This window comes from Dickeya sp. NCPPB 3274 (assembly GCF_000406205.1).
Lineage (GTDB): Bacteria > Pseudomonadota > Gammaproteobacteria > Enterobacterales > Enterobacteriaceae > Dickeya > Dickeya fangzhongdai.
The window spans coordinates 2,374,416-2,394,680 of sequence record NZ_CM001979.1; the positions used below are offsets into that span (position 1 = coordinate 2,374,416).

Genomic DNA, 20,265 nt, shown 5'->3' on the forward strand with positions numbered 1-20,265 from the left:
GAGACGCTTCATACCATGATGAATACGTCACAACCTCGTGAAGCGCTGCTTGACGTTAAAGATTTGCGCGTGACTTTCAGTACGCCTGACGGTGATGTCACGGCGGTAAACGACCTTAATTTCTCTCTCAGCGCCGGTGAGACGCTGGGGATTGTCGGGGAGTCAGGCTCTGGTAAATCCCAGACTGCGTTTGCGCTGATGGGGCTGCTGGCCTCTAACGGCCGCATCGGCGGTTCCGCCCGTTTCAACGGTCGCGAGATTCTCAATCTGCCGGAGCGCGAGCTCAATCGCCTGCGCGCGGAAGAGATCGCCATGATTTTCCAGGACCCGATGACGTCGCTGAACCCGTACATGCGTGTCGGCGACCAGCTGATGGAAGTGCTGATGCAGCACAAGAAGCTCGGTAAAAGCGAAGCGTTTGACGAGTCGGTACGCATGCTGGACGCGGTGAAAATGCCGGAGGCCAGAAAACGTATGCGCATGTACCCGCACGAGTTTTCCGGCGGTATGCGTCAGCGCGTTATGATCGCGATGGCGCTGCTGTGCCGTCCCAAATTGCTGATCGCCGACGAGCCGACCACCGCGCTCGACGTGACGGTGCAGGCGCAGATCATGACGTTGCTCAACGACCTGAAGCGCGAGTTCAATACCGCCATTATCATGATTACCCACGATCTGGGCGTGGTAGCGGGCATTTGCGACAAAGTGCTGGTGATGTACGCCGGCCGTACTATGGAGTACGGTAGCGCGCGCGAAATTTTCTACGAGCCGACGCATCCTTACTCACTTGGCCTGCTGAAAGCGATTCCTCGTCTTGATGAGGAGAATGAGGAGTTGGCCACTATTCCGGGCAATCCGCCGAACCTGTTGCGCTTGCCGAAAGGATGTCCTTTCCAGCCGCGTTGCCCCTATGCGCAGGACCGGTGCCAGCAGGCGCCTGAATTGACGCCGTTTGGCGAGGGCCGTCTGCGTGCCTGTTTCCGGAGTGTGGGGGAATTAGTATGAGCGAGCTGGAAAACAAAAAAGTCTTGCTAGAAGTGGATGAACTGAAAGTCCATTTTGATATCCGCGATGATAAACAGTGGTTCTGGCAGCCCGCCAAGAAGCTGAAAGCGGTTGATGGCGTTACCCTGCGGCTGTACGAAGGGGAAACGCTGGGGGTGGTTGGGGAGTCCGGTTGCGGCAAATCCACGCTGGCTCGCGCGATCATCGGTCTGGTGAAGGCCACCAGCGGGCGCATTAGCTGGCTGGGTAAAGACCTGCTGGGGATGCGTGATACCGAATGGCGCAATGTGCGCAGCGATATCCAGATGATTTTCCAGGATCCGCTGGCGTCGCTGAACCCGCGTATGACTATCGGCGAAATCATTGCCGAACCGTTGCGCACCTATCACCCGGATATGCCGCGTCAGGAAGTAAAAGACCGCGTCAAAGCGATGATGATGAAGGTGGGCCTGCTGCCGAACCTGATCAACCGCTACCCGCACGAGTTTTCCGGTGGTCAGTGCCAGCGTATCGGTATTGCCCGCGCGCTGATTCTGGAACCGAAACTGATCATCTGTGACGAACCGGTGTCCGCGCTGGATGTGTCGATCCAGGCTCAGGTGGTAAACCTGCTGCAGCAGTTACAGCGGGAAATGGGGCTGTCGCTGATCTTTATCGCCCACGATTTGTCGGTGGTCAAACACATCTCCGACCGCGTGCTGGTGATGTATCTGGGGCATGCGGTAGAGCTGGGAACCTATGACGAGCTGTACCACAACCCGCAGCATCCTTATACCCGCGCTCTGATGTCGGCGGTGCCGATTCCTGACCCGGATAAGGAACGCAACAAGCAGATTCAACTGCTGGAAGGCGACCTGCCGTCGCCGATTAACCCGCCTACCGGCTGTGTGTTCTGCACCCGTTGCCCGGTCGTCGGGCCGGAATGCACCAAAACCCGGCCGGTGCTCGAAGGCAGCTTCCGTCATGCGGTATCCTGCCTGAAGGTGGATCCGCTGTCGTAATCCGGCGTTGCTCGGTTAAGCACCACGCGTTAATAAACAAAACGCCCCGTCAGGGCTGAGGGATCCCCACAAAATCATCAATACACCATGATGATGTTTTGATAAGCCCTCGCCATATCGACATAAACCCTGTCGGGGTTCATCCCCGACAGTATTCCCGGTGACTGTCGTATCGCATTTTCACTCAATGTCAGGTAAGACAGTACCCTTCTGGATTTCACGCTGTTCGCCTGAAACCAGAGATTTATTCCCTTCTTTTCAAGGTAATAGCCTGTTAACCACATAATGATGCTGTAGAGGCTGGCAACCAGACACAGGACTGATATCCGCCTTTCTCCCCGACTTTTACTTGCCCGCAGCCCCAAACCATAGCGCTCGCTTTTTTCGTCCCTGAAGTTCTGTTCTATCTGCATGCGTCGGCTGTAGATTTTGATGATTTCCCGCGGCTTATAACCCAGCAGACTGGTAAAAAGCAGCCACGGTTCGCGTGCATTCTTCTGGTACATTCTGTCTGTTCTGGGGAAGCGCTGGGTGCTTTTTCTGCCGCTTCCCCGCTTATGAACGGTATAAAAATGCCCGAGGCAATCACGGCTGGCGTTACGGGCCAAACGGCCAAAGCCCAGATAGCGGGGCGTTGCCGTCGACGTAATATCCCGTGCCATCTGCCAGTCGGTATTACCGATTATCTGAAAGTAAAGACTTCCTCTGATACGTCCGACAAAATGCCAGCCCAGAGAACGGATGTGATGAAACCAGCTGCTGCGAAATCCGGCATCAGTCACGATAATGACCTGTTTATCCTTACCGATGGCGGCAGCCATCTGGTCAAGAAAGGCGTTCTGCACGGTGGAGTTGTTCTGGTAACGTGAGGAAATGACTTTGCTCATCAGCGGGATAGCTCTGCCATCGCACAGTAAACTGGCTCGCAGAACGCTGAGTTCTGATGACGGATAACCACTCCAGTCCACGGCAATGACACAAAGGGAAAGGGGGCGAGTCAGACGGGAAATCAGCCGCTGATAAACGGAAGGAATATCGCCGAACATCCGTTCACTGCTGAGGTGCCTGTCGACACGTTTAATCTTGTGCTTAACGCGGGCACTACCGGGGAGGTATTGTCCAATACTGGTGAGGGAAAGGGAGGCGCCGCGAGTCAGTGCAACGGTCATGTCAAGTAACGCATTTTTGCGGTACTGATGAAGTGAGTTCAGGGACTGACTGAAAAATTTGTGGCAAACTTGAGAAGCAGGCATAGAGGAGTGACCTTACTTTTTGGTGGAACACTAAGTAGATCACAACCTTCTATGCCTGTCTTTATTTATGGGGAGCCGTCAGCCCGTCAGGGGCGTTTTGCTGTTCGTCGCTGATCGCTAATGATGGCCGATTAGGCTGCGATCGCGGCGGTTACTCTTTCCACAGAATGTGGCACAGTTTGTGGTCCTTTTCGCGGCAGATCAGGATGCGGGCGAAAATATCATTGATTTCCTCACCTTCCTGCTCGGCCAGACCAATGACTACTTCGGCGAAAAAGTCCGGATTCAGGTCGAAATCCACGTGCTCCTGCCAGTCTTCCGCCGGATCAAACAGCTCCGCACCGCCACGTTCTTCGAACTGTAGGTTGAACAGCAGGATATCTGCCGGGTCCAGGTTATCCGGCGCCAGTTCCAGAAAGATATCGTAAGCCTGTTCCAGCGTTTCATCTTCTGTCAGGCGGTTATTTAAATCCATACAACATTCCTGTTAAAACGTGATGGGGTATTAGAGCATGAAGGACGGTGTGATTACAGCAGCGGACTAAAAAAGTAAAACAGCCGCTCGACGATACGCTGCCAGTAAGGGCGTTTTAGCCATTCTTTGGCGTTCAGCAGGCGAGAGCGGGACATGTAATCCTCCTGCACGCAGGCCAGATCGCTGCCAAACCCGTCGTCGTCAATCACCAGAGTGATTTCGAAGTTCAGCCACAGGCTGCGCATATCCAGATTGACCGTTCCCACCAGACTGAGCTGGCCGTCTACCAGCACGCTTTTGGTGTGCAGCAGCCCACCTTCGAACTGATAGATTTTGACGCCCGCCGCCAGTAATTCGGTGAAAAAAGCTTTGCAGGCCCAGCCAACCATCATGGAATCGTTTTTGTAAGGTACGATGACGCTGACTTCTACGCCGCGCTGAGCGGCGGTGCAGATGGCGTGTTGCAGGTCGTCGCTGGGCACAAAATAGGGCGTAGTCATGATCAACTGATGACGAGCAGAGTAAACGGCGGTCAGCAACGCCTGATGGATCATATCCTCGGGGTAGCCGGGACCGGAGGCGATGACCTGCACCGTATGGCCGCGCTCTTGCTCAAACGGCATGATATTCACGTCGGGCGGCGGCGGCGGCAGGCGCTGGCCGGTTTCCATTTCCCAATCGAGGCTATAAATCACGCCCATCGTGGTGGTCACCGGACCTTCGATGCGCACCATCAGGTCCACCCACTGGCCGACGCCGGAGTCCTGCTTGAAATAACGCGGATCCACCATGTTCATGCTGCCGGTGTAGGCGATTCGGTTGTCAATCAGGATCACCTTACGGTGCTGGCGTAAATCCATCCTGCGCAGAAACGCGCGCAGCAGGTTGACCTGTAACGCATCCACCACCGTGATGTCGGCGGCGCGCATGATCTCCGGATAGGTACTGTGAAAGAATTGCACACTGCCTGCCGAATCCAGCAGGATACGGCATTTGACTCCGCGTCGCGACGCCGCCAGCAGGGCGGTCATCACCTGATCCACCAATCCGCCGGCCTGCCAGATATAGAACACCATCTCGATGTTATTGCGGGCCAGCTCGATGTCGCGGATCAACGTCCTGATGGTGTCGTCGAATGAGGTCAACAACTGCAACTGATTGCCCTTGATGCCGCCAATGCCCTGACGACGCTCGCAGAGCTGAAACAGCGATCGCGCTACTTCGCTATTTTCAGTGGCGAAAATGCGGCGATACTCTTTCAGTTCACGGAGCCACTGCGCGGTAACCGGCCACATTTGCCGGGCGCGTTCCGCACGGCGTTTCCCCAGGTGCAGTTCGCCGAATAACAGATAAGCGACGATCCCGACCAGCGGCAGGATATAAATCACCAACAGCCAGGCCATAGCGGAAGGAACCGCGCGCCTTTTCATCAGAATACGCAGCGTAATGCTGGCAACGAGTAGCCAATAGCTGAAAACCAGTAATCCGCTCAGTACAGTATAAAATGCTGTCATAGTAACAATGCACGGTTCCCTGCTGCGAAATGTTTACGTGTTCAAGTGTATGCATAGTTCCCCAAAGGGGAAAGTCCTTTACTCTGAATACTATAGCGCATGAATGGCAAGTGTGCGGATTTGGGAAAATCCTGTCGTATCGCTTGGCGGAGGATATCAGAGGGATATAATAACCCGGTCCCATCACGCTGATTACAGAGTTGTGCCATGAAACAGTTGTGCCATGAAACAAGAGTCGTGCCATGAAACGCAGCCGGAATGAAGTCAGCCGTTGGCGCATGCAACGTCAGGTGCAGCGCCGCCGCAGCCGCTGGCTTGAGGCCCAGTCACGCGGTTACCGGCATATCCATCACGTGCGCTATCTGCTCCAGAAACAGCAGCGTCGAGCGTTGCTGTATGCGGTGGCTTACGAGTGGTAACCACCAGGTAGTCCTTGCCAGGCCCAACGGTCGTTAGATCGTTGGGCCTTTTTGTCATCTGGAATAGAGGATTACAGGGCTGGCGAGTGTTGCGGCAGGGCGACATAGCCATTGGCTACCGGAGCCGGCGTGGCGCGGGGGGCGTCAGGTTCAACCACCGCCGTGTCGGGCAACTGGAACAGGGATACCGACAAATTGAGCTGTTCGGTCTGCTCGAGCAACTGAAGGCAGGTGTGGGCAGAGGCTTCAACCTGCAGGGCATTCTGTTTCACCGTATCGTTGAGTGAACTGATGCGGTTGGTCACTTCATGGATGCTCTGATTCTGTTGTTGCGAAATATCGGTGATTTCATTCAGGAATGTACTGGTGCCTTTGGCGGCCTGAATGATTTCCTGCAGACTGTCGTTGAGGTGACCGACCAGTCTGGCGCCGGTAGCGACGCTGCTGTCCGATTCATGAATCAACGCATTGATATTTTGGGCTGACTGACTACTCTGCGAAGCCAGCATGCCCACCTCGCGGGCGACGACCGAGAAGCCTTTACCCATCTCGCCGGCCCGAGCCGCTTCAATTGCGGCATTGAGCGACAGGATATGCGTCTGAAACGCCACGTTTTCAATCAGCGAGATGACTTCCGTCATTTCCTTGCTGCGGCCGGAAATGTCCTGCATCGCGTCTCTGACGTCGCTCATCATGGTTTCGCCCTGTTCAGCGATGTGACTGGTTTCTTGCGCATGATGACTGGCTTGCTCGGTGTACTGGGCGTTTTGCTCCAGATGCTGACTGATCTGGATGATGTGCTCGGTGGTGACCTTCAACTCTGCGGACTGCCGATTGGCCTGTTCAGACAGCAGACGGTTGTCGGTAGTGACATGGCTGACCTGTTGCATCATGGTTTCCATACCCTGACGAACCTGACTTATCAGGTCCACCAGACCGCTCTGCATCTGCACCACGCTGCTGTTTAGCAGCACGATTTCACGGGTTGCACGCTTTTCTATGCCGATGTCATGCGACAGATCGCCGGCTGCGATCAGCCGCAGGTGGTCGGTGATGCGCTTAAGCGGATGAACGATCACCTTGTTCACGCCAATCCAGACGACCAGCGAAATCGTCAGCAACAACCCCAGAATGACGATAAACAGGGTGTGGGCGGCATCAAGATTATCCAACAGCTGTTGGGCATGCTGTTTCTGTCGGGCATCGTTTTCCTGCAGGTACCGGGCGTATTTTTGGGTAAACAGGGTCTGGTAAGCCTGGATGGGAACGGCAAAGAAAATATCGATTTCGTTGGTTTTTTTGATGCCTTGCGCCAGTTCGAGCAGCCCGTTATAGAGCTGCTGATAGCTACTTTTTAGCTCGGTGAAGGCGGCGTCATTGCGGGCGGCGCCGGAAAAGCGCTCCAGCTTTTGATAATACGCCTGCGCGTGGGTTAACGACTCTTCCGCTTCGGTCATCAGGCTGTTCCAACTGCCGACCGAGCCGGTTTCTTTGTCAAACATCAGGTAGATGCCGGCGCGATTGAGCTTATCGCTGGCGTTCATCACTTCCATGCGAGCCTGATCCATCAGAGCCTGTTGTTGGCGCAGGGCTTCGTTGGCGGCGCTGTCCTGACGCACTTCAGTCATGGTTTTCGATATCATCCCTACGGACAACAGCTGTAGTAAGGAAAATAACCCAATGATTAGCAGCAAACCGGAAAGAAAACTCAGGCGGTATTGACGCACTCTGCCCAGAAAACCGGAGCGTGACGGGGCGGATGTTGACATGACAATCTACTCTCTAAAGATAAATTGCCGCCAACATAACATCATTAAATGACTAAAATATTTCAGATATTTAAGAGGAAAACGGAGGCGTTATTTGGTGAAAATGCCATGACCTCCGTCAAATTTGGATTAAAATGCTTTTCTGAAGGGCTTGACGCTGACAGACTCGTAGACGCTGGCGGCGACATAGGGATCTTCGTCTGCCCAATGGCGGGCGTCTTCCAGCGACGGGAATTCGGCAATCACCGTTGAACCGGTAAATCCGGCGGTGCCCGGGTCTTCACTGTCGATAGCCGGCAGCGCGCCTGCGGTTAACAAACGCCCTTGATCCCGCAGTGTTTGCAGGCGGGCGATATGAGCGGGGCGAGCGGCCAGACGTTTTTCCAGCGAGCCGGGCACATCGGTGGCATAAATCACATACAGCATGGTAAACCTCGGTCTGTCAGACCATTTTGGGACGGAACCGCCATCATACGCGATGATACCGGCAGGACAATCCCTGTTACCGTCAGTCCGGCCTTGCGGCACGAAAACCGATGCGGATTGAGTCGTCCCATGCGGGAATTGATCGGCTTCTATTGAATATGATTGTCATTTGCATTTAAACTTGCGCAGTGAGAGGACATCATATAACTATGCCGCAGAAAACATTTTTCCTGACCCGCCGATATTCATGGCCGATGCTGGTTTCCGTGGGTTTTCATGGATCATTGATTGCCGGGTTGCTGTTTGCTTCATTTAATACATCAGTCAAGCTGCCGTCGACGCCGCAGCCGATCCAGGTCGTGATGGTTAATACCGCGCCGGAGGAAGCTGCGCCAGCCCCGGCGGCTGCGCCTCAGCCGGAACCGGAAAAGGTGCCGGAGCCGACGCCGGAGCCGGAAGTTCAGCCAGAACCGCCGCCGCTGCCAAAACCGGTTCCCGTCCCGTTGCCGGAGCCGAAACCCCAGCCCAAACCTAAGCCGAAACCGGAACCGAAACCGGTGAAAAAGGTGGAACAGCCGAAGGAAACGCCGCGTGAAACCGCGCCGCAGCCAACGGCGACGCCGTCTGCCAGCCAGACCGTCAGCCGTAACACGGCGCCGGTCAGTCAGGCCCCGGCCGCCAGCGCTCAGCCCTCGGGGCCGAGACCGCTGAGCCGGGCTCAGCCGGAATATCCGGCTCGGGCGTTCGCCTTGCGCATCGAAGGCCGGGTTAAGGTGCAGTTTGATGTTGATGAAGCGGGACGGGTGGATAACGTTCGTGTACTGTCGGCTGAGCCTAAGAACATGTTTGAGCGAGATATCAAGCAGGCGATGCGTAAATGGCGTTATGAAGAGAGCAAGCCGGGGAAAGACCTGGTGGTGACGATCATCTTCAGAATCAATGGCGGCGCAGCGATGGAGTAAATCGCCGCCCGGTTGACGTTGAAAAAATTAAGGCACCGCTAGCGGTGCCTTAATCATTTGTCATTACTGCTCAGGCTCGAAATGGCTTTTCCCTTCCGGCAATTCGCGCGGTCGGCCGTCTTCGTCCACGGCAACGTAAGTAAACAGCGCTTCGGTGGCGCGGTAACGTTGGCCGATAGGGTCGGTCGAAACCTTTTTCACCCACACTTCCACATTAATAGTCATCGAGCTGCGGCCGGTACGGACGCAGCGGGCATAGCAGCACACCACATCGCCGACGGCGACGGGTTTTAGGAACGTCATGCCGTCAACCCGAACGGTGACGACGCGACCTTCTGCAATCTCTTTTGCCTGGATAGCGCCGCCGATATCCATCTGCGACATCAGCCAGCCGCCAAAAATATCGCCGTTGGCATTGGTGTCCGCCGGCATGGCCAGCGTGCGCAGCACCAGTTCGCCGTGAGGTAATGCGTCTTGTTTGCTCATAGGGTCAACGAATCCGCTTGTGAGTAGTCAATGTCAGTCTGTGTCGGGCGATCATTTGTCGCTTTCATTTTCCGTCTTTTCCGGCTCAGCCGGCAGATGGCGATAAATGTAAACGCCGCACAGCAATGTAAATACCAGAGTCAGGCCGGTGAGGCCAAATACTTTAAAGTCAACCCAAACGCTTTGCGGCAGCCAGAAAGCAATATAAATATTAGCCAGCCCGCACAGCAGGAAAAATATCGCCCACGAAATATTCAGTTTTGCCCATACCATTTCCGGCAACGACAGTTCTTTGCCCAGCATGCGCTGAATCAGGGTTTTCTTCATTACAAACTGGCTGAACAGCAAAGCGATGGCGAACAGCGTATAAATAATGGTCACTTTCCATTTAATGAACTGGTCATTGTGGAATACCAGCGTCAGGGTGCCGAATACGGCAACCATCAGGAACGTCAGCAGCATCATCTTTTCGATTTTGCGGTAAATAAACCAACTTAACAGTAACGCCGCCGCCGTTGCCGCAATCAATGCTCCGGAGGCGACATAGATGTCATACAGTTTATAACAAACAAAGAAAACAATAAGAGGAATAAAATCAATCAGTTGCTTCATTATCTTAATCCGTCACTTACCCGTGTGGGGTGGTGGTCCGCAGGTATCAAAAGGGCCAATCTATTTCTGGATTATTATCGCCGTTTGCGCAGCGCGATTCCCGATTTATCGTAACAATTTGCAGAAAATTACGTTATGGCGGGCGACGATAGCGGAGCAGCGCCGTCGCTGCTCCGGAATAAGCGGTGTGGATTTAGCCGCGCACCAGCATGTACAGGCGGAATACATAGACCAGCAGCATGGCGGAAAGCACGTTGCTGATGCCGTTCAGAATGACGGCCATGGCGGTAGGCGACACCATCGGTAACCGGGTCAGCAACAACAGCAGCGCGACTTTGGCCAGCAGCCACAGTATTACGGCCGGCGCAGTCTGGCGGAAATGGGTGAATGCCAGCTTGCTGCTGGCACGCATGGAGGCAAAGATCCCGCGCTTTTCGGTAACGGCGATCACGGGTGACAGGCTAAAGGCGATGGATAACAAAATCCCCGGGACCACGACCAATAACATGCCTAACTGAATCAACAGGGTGCAAACCAGTATCAGCAAAAACAGGCGGGGTAACAGCGGCGCCGAGGCGCCAATGGCGCGCAGGGCGCTGATTTTATGACCCGCCGACACTAGTTGGATCAGCATCAGGATGCCGCCGGTCAGCAGCGCGTTGCCTACCAGCGTGGCAAACGTGCCGGCGGCGGAGGCTTTCAGCAGCACCATTTGTTGCTCGGGGGAAAGCTGTTGGATGATATCGCTGATACCAGGCTGCTCGATGGAGGACAGATCCACATTGCTGTTGCTGAGTAGTTGCAGCTGATCGTTGCCGGGCGTAAAGACGTGCCCGAGGACGACGGTGATCAATGACGTCAGCAGCGCCAGCATCAGGATGCTGAAAAACTGGTTACGCGTAAAATTCAAGGTGTCACGGTATAATCTGCTGGCCGTGATAGGCATGAAAACTCCTTGGCAAAGGTTAGCAATAGGGCTTTTAGCAAAAAATATTATCCGGCTATTGTAACCCGTTCAGCTGTTCCGTGGCACCCCGGCGTGACGTTCTGCTTTTTATTCTGACTCATACACACGGCAGCGGTAATTCGGCTGGAATCAGCGGTGGCAGGCCATAGGCCGCGCGCGCCCGATCGCAGGCGTCATGGCGCTGACCATTTTCTCCCGACGGCGCAAATTCATGGCAAGGCGTGGGCCGTTGGGCATAGATACGGCAACTGACCGACTCACCGATTTCGCCTTCCAGCGCGCAACAGCGAATCGGTTTACTGCTGGTGCCGGCCATGCAACGCAGAAATGGCGTTACCGGTTCCGTCAGCACGGCGGGAACGGTTCCTCCGCCGTCATCAGCTTCCGACCAGTAAAAAGACACTCGAAAGTAACCGCAGCAAGCACCGCATTCCATACAAGGGTTGACGTTATCGCTCATGGCTGATTACCCACCGGCCTCAATCGTGTTGAATCACAGGTGAACAGAAGAATTTACGCCCGAATATCGGGTCGCGCAGCTCCTTTTTTGTACTGAGGCGCAATTCGCCTTTTTCGTGCTTTTTGATTTGGATCAATTCTTTGTTTTTTAGAGACTTGTGGTGATTTGATTGATGACATAATGCCGCAAAAATCCTGTCGGGATGTGATCTGGCTTCAAACAAAAATACCCCTTAGTGGGTATAGTTCGCCCGGATATTAACCTTACAAATGGAGTGGATAATGAAGAAGGTTTCTTTATTGATGATGGCTGCCGCGTTGATGCCGGCATTGGCGCAAGCGCATCAGGCTGGCGATGTGATTGTTCGCACGGGAACGGCGACGGTACGCCCGGTTGAAAGCTCGGACAATGTGTTGGGGCTGGGTTCATTCAACGTGGATAACAATACCCAACTGGGACTGACCCTTGGCTACATGGTGACGGATAATATCGGCGTGGAACTGCTGGCGGCGACGCCGTTCCAGCACAAGGTCGGCGTAGGTAATGTCGGGCCGATCGCTGAAGTCAAACACCTGCCGCCGACGCTGATGGCGCAGTATTATTTTGGGCAGAGTACGGACAAGCTGCGTCCTTATCTGGGTGTCGGTCTGAACTACACCATGTTCTTTGACGAGAAATTTAACCAGACCGGTAAAGATGCGCAGTTGAGCGACCTGAGCCTGAAAAACTCCTGGGGCGTTGCCGCGCAGGCCGGTCTGGATTACAACCTGAATAAAAACTGGTTGTTGAATATGTCGGTGTGGTGGATGGATATCGACACCACCGTGAAATTCAAGGCTGCCGGCCAGGATCAGAGCATCAAAACACGGCTGGATCCCTGGGTATTTATGTTCGGCTTCGGTTACAAATTCTGATAAACGAAGTAAAAAACAAAAAGAGAAGGCGGAACCGGAGTTCCGCCTTTTTTACGTCAGATGATAACCGGGGCGGTATTAGAAGTTGTACTGTACACCGACGCGGTAACGGGTCTGGCGTTCGTCAGTAACTTTAGAGCCTTCAACATTGGCGACCTGAACGGTACGGGGTCCTAGTTTTTGTCGATTTTATAGGCCAGCTTCACATCATGCGTAAAGTTGTCGCTATCATTGTCGAAGCGATAGCCTGCGACACCCGCTTTGGTGTTTTTATTGTATTCCAGTTCGTATTCAACGGTGAAGTTGTCCAGGAATTTGTATCCCAGCACGCTGGTGATGGTGTAACCCTTCATATTAGTGTTATCAGCAGGAGTCGGGGTATTGATGCTGCTGCTGAAGCGCTGGTAGAAAGGACGGTAACGCAGTGTATAGTAAAGGCTGTCGGTAAAATTCACCCCACCTTTGATATAAGGACGGTAGGTGTTGCCCGTGTTGTCGGAAACCAGATTGAAACCGACTTCGGTGTTAAACATTTTATTGAATTTATACAGATAGCTGGCAGTAACTTCCGTGCCATTACTGACTTGCTCGTTATAAGGTTTGTTTGGCGTGGAGTCATTGCTGGATTGTTTCCATTTCACTTCGGAAGACAAACCGAAGCCATTCTCAAAACGGTGCGAAATCAGCAGTCGATCTTTGTGATCGGCACTTTTGGTGTCCTGCATTTCATGGCGATAATCGAATGTGACCGCCATTGAGCTCATACTTACCAAAGATGCAACCATCACTGTCAGAATTTTAAATTTCATCGCTATAACCCTCTCAGAGATCATTTTTATTAGTGTTGTGCGGCGGACGTGGCGCAGCACGGCACTGATTTTTATTTATCTCTGCTTACAAATATGTGATCCGGAACGGCAAACTCAAAAAAATGAAAAGCCATTTTACTTGTGTGATGGGCGTCTATTTACATAGCAAGGAATCTATGTTTATAGAAATAAAAACGTGTTTCAATAAAAATAAAGACAATATTTCATTATTTGAATTCATTTGATATTTATTTTTACAAATTTAATTTTTTGAAACCATTTTATTTATTGACTTGGGTTTTTTAATTTCTGTTTTTTGTTGATTTTAACTTTTTTTACTTCTTCTTAATAAATTCATAATTATGAACAGGTTTGTCATTTTGTGACGTGAGGCCTGATTGGCATGTTGCACACGGAACCACTCGCATAGCGTAAAACGTGCCGTAGCTATCCACGGTCGTCAGCGGTGATGGGGCAGGAGCATTTGATCAGAACAATAAAACGCCATAGCCGGGAAAACAGGCTATGGCGGGGAATCCTGGCGGGATTAACGTGCGCGGGTAGCGGCTTTCATGCCGCGGACAAAATCGGTCAGTTTTGCGAGCATTTCATCCGGCTGAGAATGGTATTGCTCGATGATTTTGACAATCGCGGAGCCAGAGATGGCGCCGGCGGCGCCGGATTCCAGCGCTTTTTGCACCTGAGCCGGCTCAGAAATGCCAAAACCAAGCAGCGGCGGAGCCGCATGGTATTCCTGCAGTTTTTCCAGCAGATGGTGCAGCGGCAGTTGGGCGCGGGTTTCTGCGCCGGTTACGCCGGCCCGGGAGAGCAGGTAGGTATAGCCGCGACCGAAAGATGAAACTTCACGCAGCAGGTCGTCATCCGCATTTGGCGGGCAGATGAAGATGGGCGCGACGCCATGCTTCATTGCCGCCGCGCGAAACGGCGCTGATTCTTCCAGCGGCACGTCGGCTACCAGCACCGAGTCAACACCGGTTTCGGCGCAACGCTGATAAAAGGCGTCGATACCATTGCTGAACACCAGATTGGCGTACATCAGCAAGCCGATCGGCAGGTCAGGGTATTTCTGACGGATGGTCGCCAGCATTTCAAAACAGTGGGCCGGGGTCACGCCGGCGGCGAATGCGCGCAGCGTGGCGTTCTGAATGGTCGGGCCATCCGCCAGTGGATCGGAGAACGGGATCCCCAGCTCCAGCGCGTCCGCACCTGCGGCCACCAGCGCATCGATAATGCGCAGCGAAAGTTCGGGAGAAGGGTCGCCCAGCGTGACAAACGGCACAAACGCCCCTTCCTGTTTTTCCGACAGCCGTTTAAACAAAGCGTGGTAGCGTTCCATCAAATCTCTCCCCGGGATTTCAGAATGTCGTGAACCGTAAAAATGTCTTTATCGCCACGGCCGGACAGGTTGACCACCAGAATTTGCTCTTTTTCCGGTTCCGCTTTGATCATTTTCAGCGCGTGAGCCAGCGCATGGGAGGATTCCAGCGCCGGGATAATCCCTTCGTGACGCGACAATTCCCGGAATGCGTTCAACGCTTCATCGTCGGTGATCGACACATAATCCGCCCGCCCGATACTGTTCAGATGCGCGTGCTGCGGCCCGACGGAGGGGAAGTCCAGACCGGCCGAAATAGAATACGACTCTTCGATTTGACCGTCTTCAGTCTGCATCATCGGTGATTTCATGCCGAAGTAGATACCGACGCGGCCATGCTTCAGCGGTGCGCCGTGCTGCCCGGTTTCGATACCCAGCCCCGCCGGCTCCACGCCGATCAAACGCACGGACGGCTCGTCAATGAAATCAGCAAACATGCCGATGGCGTTGGAGCCGCCGCCGACACAGGCCAGCACCGCATCCGGCAGGCGACCTTCTTTTTCTTTCATCTGGGCTTTGGTTTCTTCCCCGATCATGCGCTGAAATTCCCGCACGATGGTGGGGTAAGGATGTGGACCGGCGGCAGTACCTAGCAGGTAGTGGGCGGTCTCATAGCTGCCGGACCAGTCGCGTAACGCTTCGTTGCAGGCGTCTTTCAGTGTGGCGGAGCCGCTATGCACCGGAATGACTTCTGCGCCCATCAACCGCATACGGAACACGTTCGGCGACTGGCGTTCCACGTCCTTGGCGCCCATGTAGACGCGACATTTCAACCCCAACAGAGCGCAGGCCAGCGCGGTGGCGACGCCATGTTGGCCGGCGCCGGTTTCGGCGATGATTTCGGTTTTACCCATGCGCTTCGCCAGCAGCGCTTGCCCCAGTACCTGATTGGTCTTGTGCGCGCCGCCATGCAGCAGGTCTTCACGTTTCAGATAGAGTTTGGTGCGGGTGCCTGCGGTCAGGTTTTTACACAGGGTCAGCGCTGTCGGCCGCCCGGCGTAGTTCTTCAGCAGGTCGCTGAATTCAGCCTGAAACGCCGGGTCACGCTGCGCGCTGACAAATGCCTCTTCCAACTGGCGCAGGGCCGGCATCAGGATCTGTGGTACGTACTGACCACCAAATTCACCAAAATAAGGATTAAGTAACGTCATAATCAGCCTGTATCTTGTTATTCATGAGAGGTACGGCGGGGTTGCGCCGTACGCAGCGTCCGGAATACCGCCGCGATTTTCTGCGGATCTTTGATGCCGGGTTGCGACTCCACGCCAGAGTTGAAATCCAGCCCGGCGGCACCGAGTTTCGCGGCTTGCGCCACGTTGTCCGGGCCGAGGCCGCCGGCCAGCAGCACCTGCTGCAGCGATTGACCCTGCAGCAATGACCAGTCGAACGACTGACCGCTGCCGCCCTGACCGTTGTCGAGCAGCACCCGGTCAACCTGCGCCAGCGCCAGCGGGGGCAGTACGTCGCCGACGCTTTGCGCTTTCCAGATCTGGCAGGTAGCGGGCAGTTGTTCACGTAAGGCGGCGATGGCGGTTTCGTCTTCGCTGCCGTGCAACTGTACGGCCGTCAGTTGGAGCGACGATGCGGTTGCCACGATGTCGGCCAGCGGCGCATCACGGAATACCCCGACATAACGCAAGGGAGCGCCCGCCATCACGGCACGAGCCTGTGACGTTGTCACGCAGCGCGGGGAGCTGGCGACAAAAATCAGCCCGCCGTACACCGCGCCCGCCTGAAAGGCCGCGGCGGCATCGTCGGGCCGGGTCAACCCGCACACTTTGTTTTCCCCGAGGATCACCCGGCGTACCGCCAGCGTTAGGTCATCTTCTTCCATTAGAGAACTGCCGATCAGAAAACCATTGGCGTACTGGCTCAGTTCCTGAATATGGGCATGACGGCTGATGCCGGATTCGCTGATCACCGTTACACCGGCAGGCAGACGCGGCGCCAGCGTGCGGGTACGGTTCAGATCGATAGAGAGATCGCGCAGGTCGCGGTTGTTGATGCCGACCACGCGAGCTTCCAGCGCGATAGCGCGTTCCAGCTCGGCTTCATTGCTGACTTCCGTCAGGATGCCCATATTCAGGCTGTGCGCTACCTGCGCCAACTGGCGATACTGTTCATCATCCAGTACCGACAACATCAGTAGAATCGCGTCGGCCTGATAGTAACGAGCCAGATAGATCTGGTACGGGTCGATAATAAAGTCCTTGCACAGCACCGGCTGGGCAACCGCCGCGCTGACCTGGGTCAGAAAAGCAAAATCGCCCTGGAAATACTTCTCGTCGGTCAGTACCGAAATGGCGGATGCGTAATCCTGATAAACCTGCGCAATAGCGACCGGGTCGAAATCGGCGCGAATTAACCCCTTGGAGGGCGAGGCTTTTTTGCACTCCAGAATAAACGCCGGGTTGGCCTGTTTCAGCGACTGATAGAAGTGGCGCGAACTGGGCGTTATCTGTGACTGGAAGCTGTCGAGCGGCTGTCGTTGCCGCCGTTCGGCGATCCACTGCGCCTTGTCGCGCACAATTTTGGTTAATACGGTTTCCTGCATTTTCTTCATCATCCTCTGGCCGCCAGTTCCAGCACGCGCTGGTAAGCCTGACCGCTGTGAATCACGTCCAGCGCCCGTTGGGCATTCTGCCGCAGATCTTCCTGTCCGAACAATTTCAGCAGCAGCGCCACATTGGCCGCGACAGCCGCGTCGTGCGCCGGTTGGCCCTTACCCTGCAGCAATCGGGCCAGAATATCACGGTTTTCTTCCGGCGTGCCGCCCAGCAAATCATCCAGTGCGAAGGAGTCCAGCCCGAAATCATGAGGCGTCAACTGGTAGGTTTCCACCTGACCGTCACGCAGTTCGGCAACCTGTGTCGGCGCATGGATGGCGACTTCATCCATGCCGCCGCCGTGCACCACGGCCGCGCGCTGGTATCCCAGCACTTTCAGGGTTTCGGCGATTGGCCGCACCAGTTCCGGCCGGTAGACGCCGATCAGCGCCAGCGGCGGACGGGCCGGGTTGATCAGCGGCCCCAGCACGTTAAACACGGTACGGGTTTTCAACTGCTGGCGCACCGGCATCGCGTGACGGAAACCGGTGTGGTATTGCGGCGCAAAGAGAAAGCATACCCCCAGATCGTCCAGCGCCTGACGCGATACCTCAGCCGACATATCGAGCTTGATGCCGAACGCCGACAGCAAATCCGACGAACCGGAACGGCTGGAGACGCTGCGGTTGCCGTGCTTGGCGACTTTCAGCCCGCAGGCGGCGGCCACAAACGCGCTGGCGGTGGAGATGTTGATGCTGTTGGTGCCGTCGCCGCCGGTGCCGACGATGTCCGCGAACAGGTAGTCCGGGCGCGGGAACGGTTTGGCGTCGGCCAGCAGCGCGGTGGCGGCCCCGGCGATTTCATCCGGGTGCTCGCCGCGTACCTTCATGCTGATCAGCGCCGCAGCCAGTTGTGTCGGTTCTAGTTCGCCCTGAATGATGGCGGCAAACAGCTGCTGGCTTTCTGCCTGACTCAGGATGTCGGCGCGGTACAGTTTTTCAAGAATCGGTTGCATCAGTGGTGTCTCCTTCAAATCAGGCCAGTGCCCAGTCCAGCGTCTGGTTCAGCAGACGTGCGCCGTGAGTGGTGAGGATGGATTCCGGGTGGAACTGGAAACCGCAAACGCGATGTTCGTCGTGGCGCACCGCCATCACCATGCCGTTGAAACTGGCGTTAATCACCAGCTCGGCCGGGATGTTGCTGCCAACCAGCGAGTGGTAGCGCGCCACCGGCAGCGGATTGGGCAGGCCGCTGAACATCGCCTGGCCGTCGTGCTCAATGCTGGAGGCTTTGCCATGCAAAATTTCACCGGCCTGACCGACATGACCGCCGTAGGCTTCAACGATGGCCTGATGGCCCAGACAGATACCGATGATCGGCAACTGACCGCGCAGGCGTTGCAGTAGTGCCGGCATGCAGCCGGCTTCAGACGGCGTGCCGGGGCCGGGCGAGAGCATCAGCACCGGGTTTTCCATCTGCTGCAAGCGGTCGATAATGACGTCCGCAGGCAGTTGGTTGCGGTACACCACCACGTTATGGCCGCTGGCGCGCAACTGGTCGACCAGGTTATAGGTAAAGGAGTCGATATTATCGAGCAACAGGATATCGGCCATCAGAACACCTCCCGGGCATGATGCGCACTGGCAATCGCGCGCAGAACCGCGCGGGCTTTGTTACGGGTTTCATCGGCTTCAGCCTGCGGGTGGGAATCCAGTACCACGCCGGCGCCGGCCTGCACGGTAGCGATGCCGTCTTCCACGTAAGCGGAGCGGATCACGATGCAGGTGTCGAGGTCGCCACGGGCGGTGAAGTAACCCACTGCGCCGCCGTAGCTGCCGCGGCGGGTTTTCTCGCTTTCCGCGATCAACTGCATGGCGCGCACTTTGGGGGCGCCGCTCAACGTACCCATGTTCATGCAGGCGCGGTAGGCGTGCAGCACGTCCAGATCCGCGCGCAGGGTGCCGACCACGCGGGACACCAGATGCATCACGAACGAATAACGGTCCACTTTGGTCAGGTCAGCTACATAGCGGCTGCCGGGTTCGCAGATTCGCGCCAGATCGTTGCGGGCCAGGTCCACCAGCATCAGGTGTTCGGCCAGTTCTTTATGGTCGGTACGCATTTCCAGCTCGATACGGCTGTCCAGATCCCGGTCCAGCGAGCCGTCGGCGCGGCGGCCGCGCGGGCGAGTGCCGGCGATGGGGTAGATTTCGATCTGGCGGCTGGCGGCGTCGTATTTGAGCGAACTTTCCGGCGACGCGCCGAACAGGGTGAAATCCTGATCCTGCATGTAGAACATGTAAGGACTGGGGTTGTTGTCTTTCAGGGTCTGGTAGGCGGCCAGCGGCGACGGGCACGGCAACGAGAAGCGGCGGGACGGCACCACCTGGAAAATTTCGCCGATGCGGATCGCCTGCTGCATCTGGCTGACCACGGCGCCGTAATCTTCATCGCTCTGGTTGCAGGCCAGCGTCATGGTCTCCACCGTCTGACACGGCAACGCCGGGGCCGGCTGGCGCAACTGATGCTGCAACTGTTCCAGACGCTGTTGCAGGCGCTGACGTTCCGCGGCGTTAGGGGTAAACAGGCTGGCCTGCAGATGGGTAGCGCGTTGTTGATGGTCCACCACCAGCAGGGTTTCGGCCAGGTAGAAGCAATAATCCGGGCAACGTTGTTGCTGGCTGAGCGGCGGCAGACTTTCGAAACCCGCCACCAGATCGTAGGCGAACAGCCCGCCGAAGAACATGGCCTCGCGCTCATGCTCCGGGCATGCCACCAGCGCCAGCAGTTGGCGCAGCGCGTCAAATACCGACAGGGAGCGCAGACGCGCGTCTTCGTCCTGCATGATATCGATGGTCGGGAAGGTCAGTTCGCGGCTGTTCGGGCGCGCATCGACGATGACATCAGCAGGCAGTGCGTTATCCAACAGCGGCAACAGCGACGCGCCGTTGGCGGTCAGCGCCTGAATCGACACCTGTGGTCCGAGGGCGGTAATACGCAGGGCGCTGTCGACGATAAGCAGGCTTTGCAGATTTTGTTTGCTATCGATTTCCGCCGACTCCAGCAGCAGGGTTGCCGGGCGAGCGCCGCACAGCTGGTGGAACATCGCGCTGGGGTCGTTGCGGTATTCGGCACCGACGCGCAGCAGCTCAAGTTCAGGTTGTGGTATTTGCATGATGTCTACTCGTATTTTGTCCATAAAAAAACCCGCTAATCAGCGGGCTTCAGGATATGCATGTCAGATAATGGCT

Annotated in this window: 18 protein-coding genes, 2 pseudogenes and 1 other annotated feature (1 of these 21 cut by a window edge); of the genes and pseudogenes, 5 read left to right on the plus strand and 15 right to left on the minus strand. The window is 55.7% G+C overall.

The features are described from left to right. The first annotated feature begins 15 nt into the window (after window positions 1-15). Complete coding sequence (locus tag DXX3274_RS10840) at window positions 16-1,005, plus strand: ABC transporter ATP-binding protein (protein WP_042859786.1); 990 nt, start codon at window positions 16-18, stop codon at window positions 1,003-1,005. Then, a complete protein-coding gene (oppF, locus tag DXX3274_RS10845; protein ID WP_042859787.1) occupies window positions 1,002-2,006 on the plus strand; it encodes a murein tripeptide/oligopeptide ABC transporter ATP binding protein OppF in 1,005 nt (334 codons plus the stop codon). The genes DXX3274_RS10840 and oppF overlap by 4 nt, the downstream gene beginning before the upstream one ends. Window positions 2,007-2,083: 77 nt before the next feature. Here oppF and DXX3274_RS10850 read toward each other — a convergent pair whose 3' ends face one another. The 3 genes from DXX3274_RS10850 to cls all read right to left on the minus strand — a co-directional run bounded on the left by DXX3274_RS10850 (window position 2,084) and on the right by cls (window position 5,248). Further along, on the minus strand, window positions 2,084-3,259 hold the full coding sequence (locus DXX3274_RS10850) for an IS4 family transposase (RefSeq protein ID WP_042859788.1): 1,176 nt from the start codon (window positions 3,257-3,259) through the stop codon (window positions 2,084-2,086). Between the two features lie 151 nt (window positions 3,260-3,410). Then, window positions 3,411-3,734: an HI1450 family dsDNA-mimic protein gene (locus DXX3274_RS10855; RefSeq protein WP_013317870.1), complete on the minus strand. Its 324-nt coding sequence runs from the start codon at window positions 3,732-3,734 to the stop codon at window positions 3,411-3,413. A gap of 53 nt (window positions 3,735-3,787) precedes the next feature. Continuing rightward, window positions 3,788-5,248, minus strand: coding sequence for a cardiolipin synthase (cls, locus tag DXX3274_RS10860; RefSeq protein WP_039693956.1), 1,461 nt, complete (start codon window positions 5,246-5,248; stop codon window positions 3,788-3,790). Window positions 5,249-5,490: 242 nt separating this feature from the next. Between cls and DXX3274_RS23730 the strand changes: the two genes are divergently transcribed. Further along, entirely contained in the window at window positions 5,491-5,667 is a 177-nt protein-coding gene (locus tag DXX3274_RS23730) for a YciY family protein (RefSeq protein WP_087881238.1), read from the plus strand. Between the two features lie 71 nt (window positions 5,668-5,738). Here the strand turns inward: DXX3274_RS23730 and DXX3274_RS10865 are convergent, their stop codons facing one another. Together DXX3274_RS10865 and DXX3274_RS10870 are read right to left on the minus strand one after the other, a co-directional pair. Beyond that, window positions 5,739-7,436, minus strand: a complete 1,698-nt coding sequence (locus DXX3274_RS10865; RefSeq protein WP_042859789.1) for a methyl-accepting chemotaxis protein — start codon at window positions 7,434-7,436, stop codon at window positions 5,739-5,741. 129 nt (window positions 7,437-7,565) lie between these two features. Next, window positions 7,566-7,862, minus strand: coding sequence for a YciI family protein (locus tag DXX3274_RS10870; RefSeq protein WP_042859790.1), 297 nt, complete (start codon window positions 7,860-7,862; stop codon window positions 7,566-7,568). A gap of 209 nt (window positions 7,863-8,071) precedes the next feature. On the opposite strand from DXX3274_RS10870, the gene tonB reads away from it, so the two are divergent. Beyond that, a complete protein-coding gene (tonB, locus tag DXX3274_RS10875) occupies window positions 8,072-8,824 on the plus strand; it encodes a TonB system transport protein TonB (protein ID WP_042859791.1) in 753 nt (250 codons plus the stop codon). A 63-nt stretch (window positions 8,825-8,887) separates the two neighbouring features. On the opposite strand, the gene yciA is transcribed toward tonB, so the two are convergent. From yciA to DXX3274_RS10895, 4 genes are all read right to left on the minus strand, one after another. Next, window positions 8,888-9,310 (minus strand): acyl-CoA thioester hydrolase YciA, encoded by a 423-nt coding sequence (gene yciA / locus DXX3274_RS10880; protein WP_013317876.1) that lies wholly within the window; start codon window positions 9,308-9,310, stop codon window positions 8,888-8,890. A gap of 51 nt (window positions 9,311-9,361) precedes the next feature. After that, window positions 9,362-9,922, minus strand: coding sequence for a septation protein A (locus DXX3274_RS10885; protein ID WP_042859792.1), 561 nt, complete (start codon window positions 9,920-9,922; stop codon window positions 9,362-9,364). Window positions 9,923-10,115: 193 nt separating this feature from the next. Next, window positions 10,116-10,868, minus strand: coding sequence for a YciC family protein (locus tag DXX3274_RS10890; protein ID WP_042859793.1), 753 nt, complete (start codon window positions 10,866-10,868; stop codon window positions 10,116-10,118). Window positions 10,869-10,986: 118 nt separating this feature from the next. After that, window positions 10,987-11,292: a YkgJ family cysteine cluster protein gene (locus DXX3274_RS10895; protein WP_238556107.1), complete on the minus strand. Its 306-nt coding sequence runs from the start codon at window positions 11,290-11,292 to the stop codon at window positions 10,987-10,989. Between the two features lie 338 nt (window positions 11,293-11,630). Between DXX3274_RS10895 and ompW the strand changes: the two genes are divergently transcribed. Further along, window positions 11,631-12,263: an outer membrane protein OmpW gene (gene ompW, locus DXX3274_RS10900; RefSeq protein WP_042859794.1), complete on the plus strand. Its 633-nt coding sequence runs from the start codon at window positions 11,631-11,633 to the stop codon at window positions 12,261-12,263. A 78-nt stretch (window positions 12,264-12,341) separates the two neighbouring features. Here the strand turns inward: ompW and DXX3274_RS10905 are convergent. The 6 genes and pseudogenes from DXX3274_RS10905 to DXX3274_RS10935 all read right to left on the minus strand — a co-directional run bounded on the left by DXX3274_RS10905 (window position 12,342) and on the right by DXX3274_RS10935 (window position 20,189). Next, window positions 12,342-13,072, minus strand: a pseudogene (locus tag DXX3274_RS10905) (oligogalacturonate-specific porin KdgM family protein). 547 nt (window positions 13,073-13,619) lie between these two features. Continuing rightward, window positions 13,620-14,429 carry a tryptophan synthase subunit alpha gene (gene trpA, locus DXX3274_RS10910; RefSeq protein ID WP_042859795.1) on the minus strand — a complete coding sequence of 270 codons (810 nt, stop codon included), beginning with the start codon at window positions 14,427-14,429 and terminating at the stop codon, window positions 13,620-13,622. After that, window positions 14,429-15,619 carry a tryptophan synthase subunit beta gene (gene trpB, locus DXX3274_RS10915; protein ID WP_042859796.1) on the minus strand — a complete coding sequence of 397 codons (1,191 nt, stop codon included), beginning with the start codon at window positions 15,617-15,619 and terminating at the stop codon, window positions 14,429-14,431. Before trpB ends, trpA begins: the two co-directional genes overlap by 1 nt. 17 nt (window positions 15,620-15,636) lie before the next feature. Continuing rightward, on the minus strand, window positions 15,637-17,022 hold the full coding sequence (trpCF, locus tag DXX3274_RS10920) for a bifunctional indole-3-glycerol-phosphate synthase TrpC/phosphoribosylanthranilate isomerase TrpF (protein ID WP_042862045.1): 1,386 nt from the start codon (window positions 17,020-17,022) through the stop codon (window positions 15,637-15,639). A gap of 8 nt (window positions 17,023-17,030) precedes the next feature. After that, window positions 17,031-18,627: pseudogene (gene trpD / locus DXX3274_RS24235) on the minus strand (bifunctional anthranilate synthase glutamate amidotransferase component TrpG/anthranilate phosphoribosyltransferase TrpD). Then, window positions 18,627-20,189: an anthranilate synthase component 1 gene (locus DXX3274_RS10935; protein WP_042859799.1), complete on the minus strand. Its 1,563-nt coding sequence runs from the start codon at window positions 20,187-20,189 to the stop codon at window positions 18,627-18,629. The pseudogene trpD and the gene DXX3274_RS10935 overlap by 1 nt, the downstream one beginning before the upstream one ends. A 22-nt stretch (window positions 20,190-20,211) precedes the next feature. Next, window positions 20,212-20,265: a sequence feature (Trp leader region), on the minus strand (it continues 47 nt past the right edge of the window).

Bases quoted from the DNA above. Each gene is read 5' to 3' on its own strand.
- DXX3274_RS10885 (WP_042859792.1), bottom strand. From the start codon at position 9,922: ATGAAGCAACTGATTGATTTTATTCCTCTTATTGTTTTCTTTGTTTGT.
- DXX3274_RS10865 (WP_042859789.1), bottom strand. From the start codon at position 7,436: ATGTCAACATCCGCCCCGTCACGCTCCGGTTTTCTGGGCAGAGTGCGT.
- trpA (WP_042859795.1), bottom strand. From the start codon at position 14,429: ATGGAACGCTACCACGCTTTGTTTAAACGGCTGTCGGAAAAACAGGAA.
- DXX3274_RS10935 (WP_042859799.1), bottom strand. From the start codon at position 20,189: ATGCAAATACCACAACCTGAACTTGAGCTGCTGCGCGTCGGTGCCGAA.
- DXX3274_RS10855 (WP_013317870.1), bottom strand. From the start codon at position 3,734: ATGGATTTAAATAACCGCCTGACAGAAGATGAAACGCTGGAACAGGCT.
- ompW (WP_042859794.1), top strand. From the start codon at position 11,631: ATGAAGAAGGTTTCTTTATTGATGATGGCTGCCGCGTTGATGCCGGCA.
- DXX3274_RS10890 (WP_042859793.1), bottom strand. From the start codon at position 10,868: ATGCCTATCACGGCCAGCAGATTATACCGTGACACCTTGAATTTTACG.
- tonB (WP_042859791.1), top strand. From the start codon at position 8,072: ATGCCGCAGAAAACATTTTTCCTGACCCGCCGATATTCATGGCCGATG.
- oppF (WP_042859787.1), top strand. From the start codon at position 1,002: ATGAGCGAGCTGGAAAACAAAAAAGTCTTGCTAGAAGTGGATGAACTG.
- trpB (WP_042859796.1), bottom strand. From the start codon at position 15,619: ATGACGTTACTTAATCCTTATTTTGGTGAATTTGGTGGTCAGTACGTA.
- yciA (WP_013317876.1), bottom strand. From the start codon at position 9,310: ATGAGCAAACAAGACGCATTACCTCACGGCGAACTGGTGCTGCGCACG.
- DXX3274_RS23730 (WP_087881238.1), top strand. From the start codon at position 5,491: ATGAAACGCAGCCGGAATGAAGTCAGCCGTTGGCGCATGCAACGTCAG.
- DXX3274_RS10840 (WP_042859786.1), top strand. From the start codon at position 16: ATGATGAATACGTCACAACCTCGTGAAGCGCTGCTTGACGTTAAAGAT.
- DXX3274_RS10850 (WP_042859788.1), bottom strand. From the start codon at position 3,259: ATGCCTGCTTCTCAAGTTTGCCACAAATTTTTCAGTCAGTCCCTGAAC.
- trpCF (WP_042862045.1), bottom strand. From the start codon at position 17,022: ATGCAGGAAACCGTATTAACCAAAATTGTGCGCGACAAGGCGCAGTGG.
- cls (WP_039693956.1), bottom strand. From the start codon at position 5,248: ATGACAGCATTTTATACTGTACTGAGCGGATTACTGGTTTTCAGCTAT.
- DXX3274_RS10870 (WP_042859790.1), bottom strand. From the start codon at position 7,862: ATGCTGTATGTGATTTATGCCACCGATGTGCCCGGCTCGCTGGAAAAA.